The organism is Mesorhizobium sp. M7A.F.Ca.CA.002.04.1.1, assembly GCF_004022805.1.
In the GTDB taxonomy this organism is placed as follows: Bacteria; Pseudomonadota; Alphaproteobacteria; order Rhizobiales; family Rhizobiaceae; genus Mesorhizobium; species Mesorhizobium ciceri.
Window position 1 is genome coordinate 1 of the sequence record NZ_RZPL01000420.1, and the last position, 5,008, is coordinate 5,008.

Consider the following 5,008-nt stretch of genomic DNA (forward strand, 5'->3'; position numbering starts at 1 on the left):
AGTTCAATCATCGCGATTTTCTCAGGGGGCGTATCGACCTGCCGGCCATCGTCTTTCGCGTCAGCCAATTGCCCGTCGCCCTGCTGGCTCTAGGCGAAGGCGATGCGTATATCACCGCGCCCCAGGAAGACGGCCGCACCACGATCGGCCGGTCGGAACTGGCCGCCAGCTACATCAGCGGCGGCGCTTCCTTTTCGATCACCTATGCCAATGCCGCCGAGACCATGTCGGTCGGCTCGGCGGCCAGGATCGAGCGAAGACATTGGCTTACGGGGACGATGGGCGCTTTCTGGCGCACCTACTCGAAAGTCGTCCTGGCGGCGGTGTTCATCAATCTGCTGGCCATAGCCTCGCCGATCTTCACCATGAACGTCTACGACAGGATCCTGCCGAACAAGGCGATATCGACACTGTGGGTCCTGGCTCTCGGCATCGGTGCGGTCATCCTGTTCGACCTGCTTTTGAAGACGGCAAGGGCTTCCCTCATCGACTATGCCGGGCGCAAGGCGGATCTGCGGATATCCTATCTGCTGTTCGAAAAAGTGCTGAACTCGTCGCTTTCGGCGCGCCCCGGCTCGACCGGCGAATACGCAAACAGGGTCACGCAATATGAGTTCGTCAGGGAGTTCTTCACCTCCAACACCATAAGCGTGTTCATCGACACGGCATTCGTCTTCGTCTTTCTCCTTGTGATCTATGCAATAGGCGGCTGGCTGGTGATCATACCGGCGCTGGCCTTCGTGATGTCCGTCATCGTCGGCCTGGTCACCCAGCGCCGCATCGGCAAGCGCGTCGCCGCCTCGATGAACGAAGCATCGCAGCGCCAGGCCCTGCTGGTCGAATCGATCTCGACGCTGGAGACCATCAAGTCGCTGCGCGCCGAGGCGTATCTGCTGCGGAAATGGGGAGAGCACTCCAAGAACGCCGCCAACACGTCCGAGAAGATCAAGCAGCTTTCGGCGGCGGCGGGCAACATCACCCAGTCCATACAGCAGCTGGTGACCGTCGCCCTGGTCGTGGCCGGCGCCTATGCCTTCTCGGAAGGGCATGTTTCGACAGGAGCAATCATAGGAACGGTGATGCTGGCGAGCAGGGCCGTGGCGCCGCTCGGCCAGATCGCCATAACGTTGTCCCGGTTCCGCCAGGCCATGCTCTCGCTGAGGATGGTGAATTCGATCATGGCTCAACCGGAAGATCGACCCGACACGGTGGGCTTCGTCAACCGCCCCATCCGCAAGGGGGCGATGGTGTTCAGGAATGTCGGGTTTGTCTATCCAGGCTCGGAAAACGAAGTTTTGACCGGCCTGAATTTCTCGGTCAAGCCGGGTGAGCGGATCGGCATCATCGGCCGCATAGGATCGGGAAAGACGACGATGGGTCGGCTGGTCGGCCGGCTCTTCCTGCCGACTTCCGGTGAGTTGCTGCTGGATGGGATCGACATTCGCCAGTATCACCCGTCCGAGGTTCGCGCCGCGGTCGGCATCGTTGCGCAGGCCGGCGACCTGTTCTCGGGCACCATCAAGGAGAACCTCCTGATGGCATGCCCCGAGGCTACAGACGAACAGATCATCGAAGCGGCAAAGGCTGCCGGCGTCGATGATTTCGTTTCACGCCACCCGCGCGGCTACGACATGAATGTCGGCGAGCGCGGCACCAATCTTTCCGGCGGCCAAAGGCAGACGGTGGCGATCGCGCGCCTGCTGCTGACCAAACCGAAAATCGTCTTTCTGGACGAGCCGTCGGGCTCGATGGATCTTGCTTCCGAACGCCAGTTGATCAAGCAGCTCAAAGTCGCCTTTGACCGCGACACCACGCTGATCGTCTCCACACATCGGTTCAGCATGCTTGAACTGGCCGACCGCCTGATCGTTATCGAACAGGGCAAAATCGTTGCCGACGGACCGAAGGACCAAGTCATACAGGCGTTGCAGAAAACAAGCGCCTGACAAAACAATTATTGCTGCATCCAATGCGTTGGGGCGTGGGAAATGCTTGCCAGGGAAGATCGGCCGCCGCTGTTTGCGTCGGCGTCCATATTCATCATCGGAGCGCTCTTCGTCGTTTTTGTCGCCTGGGCGTCCTTTGCCGAAGTCGATGAGATCGCACGCGGCGACGGCAAGGTCATACCTGCTTCCAAGACCCAGATCATCCAGGCGAGCGAGGCCGGTGTGGTTCAGGAAATCGCCGTGACGATCGGCCAGGTCGTCAAGAAGAACGATCTCATCATCCGCCTGGACAACACGCTCAACACGTCCAGCCTTGGCGAGCAGCAGGCCAAGGCGCGCGCGCTGGAAGTGCGCATAGCAAGGCTGAAATACGAACAGGCCGGCAATCTCTCGGGCCCATTTCCGTGCCCGCAGGACATCCAGTCGGTCGCTCCGCAAATCTGCGACAATGAACAGAAGCTGCTCATCGCCCGGCGCGGGAACTTCGACAACAAGCTGTCCGTGCTCAAGTCACGCCTCGATCAGCGCGAGAAGGAACTTGCCGAGGCGGAGGCCAATTCCGATCGTCTTACCAAGAACCTGGCGGTCAGCGACCAGGAGGCAAAACTCGTCGACGCGATGGTCAAGAAAGGCCTGATGGCAAGGACCGAGCAGCTCCGGGTAGAGCGCGAACAGACCGAACTCAACGGCCAGCTGAACCTTGCCGGCGAAACGATAAAGAAGATCAAATCGTCGATCACGGAAGCTCAGCTTCAGGTCGAGGAACTCGGCCTGCAATTGCAGCAGGAGGCGTTGGACGACCTTACCCAGGCGCTGGCGGACCTTTCGGTGGTGGATGAGACCATAAGGGGAGCCACCGACAAGGTCGCGCGCACCGATATCCGGTCTCCCGTGGACGGCATCGTCAACACGCTGGAGCTGAACACGGTCGGCGCCTTCGTCCAGCCTGGCGCCGTCGTGGCCGGCATCGTGCCAACCTCCGAAACGTTGCTGGTGGAGGCACGGGTCTCGCCGCGGGATGTCGCCTTCATCCGGCCCGACCAGGAAGCCCTTATCAAGGTCACCGCCTATGACTTCTCGATCTTCGGCGGCATCGAGGGCAAGGTCTCCAACATCACAGCCGACAGCCTGGTCGATCAGAAAACGGGGGAGCCCTATTATCAGGTGCGCGTGGCGACGGACAAATCGACCCTTCAAAGAGACGGCAAGGCCTATTCGATCATCCCCGGAATGATCTGCTCGGTCGACATCAAGACCGGGCGCAAGACGATCCTGCACTACCTCCTGAAGCCGATCAACAAGGCGCGCGAGGAGGCGATGAGTGAGCGGTAGCGCCAGCCCTCATCATTCCGATCGCGAGCGGCTGCTTGCGCCAGTCGCCGCCGAGGATTTCGGGCTGGAGTTTCGGGTCGTGGCGCGCGGTGGCATACGGCGCGGCATTCGTCTGGAGCGGGCATTCTGGATGTCGCTGAAGCAGATGGCCGAAAGCAGGAAGTGCACGATCGGCATGCTCATCGACGAGATCGCCGAAAGCCAGGCCCAGACAGGCAATCTGACATCCGCGATCAGGGTGGCCTGCATGCGTGGGTTGGGGGACGAAAACCTGACCTTGCGAAGGCTTGCATCGATCAACACCATCAACGCCATACTGGTCGCGTGCCCGTCTCCGGCCTTTGCCCTGGCTTCTTCGAAGAAGATCCTGTCGTTCAACGCGCCGTTCCAGCAACTGGTCAAGCGCCAATTGCCGATCGCCCCAAGCGATGACGCACGGCACGACCTCAAGCTGGCGCTGGACCTCAATGTGGCCGACATCTTCACGCGGCTCGACGCCAATGGCGAATCGCCGGTGGCCACCGGTTTTGTCATCGGCGCGGGTGACCGTCGATACCGGGGGCAATTGAATGCGGTGCGGGCCCCGGTGCTCGAGCCGGAGCTGCTGATGGCGTTCGTCTTCGGCGGCTGAATGCCCGCCAGTCTTTGGCGAGAACCTATGGCTTGGACTGGCCGAAACCCTATGGCTGAAAACCTTCGCCGGGTGCGACGGTTGCGAAACCGCCCTTGATGTCGGCCATCTGGGCGCCGCCCGGTCTTGAACCGTGGATCCAGGCCCGGTCCGTGCTGAACGAATAGAGCGGGACGTAATCCGGGAGATCGCTGTCACGCATAACGGTGTTGCTGAGGCTGTCGAGAATGAAGGTGCCGCTGCCTGTGCTCACCGACAGCACTGCGTGAAAGAAGCCTCTCTTGCGATCCTGGAGGACGACAAGCGCCATGCTTTGCGTCGGAATGCCGGCCCTCAGCAGGGCCGTCATCTTGAGGATGGCAAAATCCTCGCAATCGCCGGCTCGCCGCTCGAGAATCTCCGAAGGCTTCGCCCAATAGTCGAGCTTGCCGTAGACGACGCTGTCTTTCCTGTAGGCGATCAGGCGATTGACGCTGCTGTTGACGAAGGACAGCTTCTCGCTGAATCCCTTGCCTTGAGCGGCAGCGATCATGCCGGCAAAAGCCGTGCTCTTGTGCTCGCAGGGGCTGCCTGCCGAACAAGCGGTGATTGCCCGGTAGACAGGCGCCCAGCGCGCCGCGACGGGAAAATTGCGCATGGACAAGGCAACCGATCCGAAGACCCCTGGAATAATCGACGCGGTCTGCACCGGATCTATCCCGGCGTCATCTCGCGCCGTTGACGAGCCGTCCCCGCGGCCGACATCCGGGCCATAGCTGCCGGTGACCATGCCGATCCGGTAAGCGTCCGCAGGCTGCCAGGGCTGGGGCCTCGTCAGTGAAACACCGCCGAGACAGGGCGGCGTCTGGACCTTCTCCTGGGGCCTGCCGGGTGCGGGGATATCGCTGGCGAATGACGGCCCCGCCAGGCCGACAAGCCCGATTGCCAGCAGGAGCATCTGGAGCCCGGTTTTCCCCGGAACCGATTTTTGCTTTTTCATAACGCCCACCTTTGACTGTGGACGCTACCAATCTTGTCTCAAATTATTGGAAAGGAAGGTGGATAAATATCCAGCAACTGTCTTCATCTATTTTATTTAAAATTTTATTCAATTTTATAC

General features: G+C 60.6%; 4 protein-coding genes. 3 read left to right on the top strand and 1 reads right to left on the bottom strand.

Annotated elements, in window-relative coordinates; genetic code table 11:
- The 3 genes from ENZ75_RS20580 to ENZ75_RS20590 all read left to right on the top strand — a co-directional run.
- A partial coding sequence (locus tag ENZ75_RS20580) for a type I secretion system permease/ATPase (protein WP_128278275.1) occupies window positions 1-1,946 on the top strand: 1,946 nt, incomplete at its 5' end.
- Between the two features lie 42 nt (window positions 1,947-1,988).
- Window positions 1,989-3,278 (top strand): HlyD family type I secretion periplasmic adaptor subunit, encoded by a 1,290-nt coding sequence (locus ENZ75_RS20585; RefSeq protein WP_063168901.1) that lies wholly within the window; start codon window positions 1,989-1,991, stop codon window positions 3,276-3,278.
- Window positions 3,268-3,909, top strand: a complete 642-nt coding sequence (locus ENZ75_RS20590; protein WP_024502654.1) for a ribbon-helix-helix domain-containing protein — start codon at window positions 3,268-3,270, stop codon at window positions 3,907-3,909. Before ENZ75_RS20585 ends, ENZ75_RS20590 begins: the two co-directional genes overlap by 11 nt.
- A 49-nt stretch (window positions 3,910-3,958) precedes the next feature.
- Here ENZ75_RS20590 and ENZ75_RS20595 read toward each other — a convergent pair whose 3' ends face one another.
- On the bottom strand, window positions 3,959-4,888 hold the full coding sequence (locus tag ENZ75_RS20595; RefSeq protein WP_063168900.1) for a transglutaminase-like cysteine peptidase: 930 nt from the start codon (window positions 4,886-4,888) through the stop codon (window positions 3,959-3,961).
- Between the last annotated feature and the right edge of the window lie 120 nt (window positions 4,889-5,008).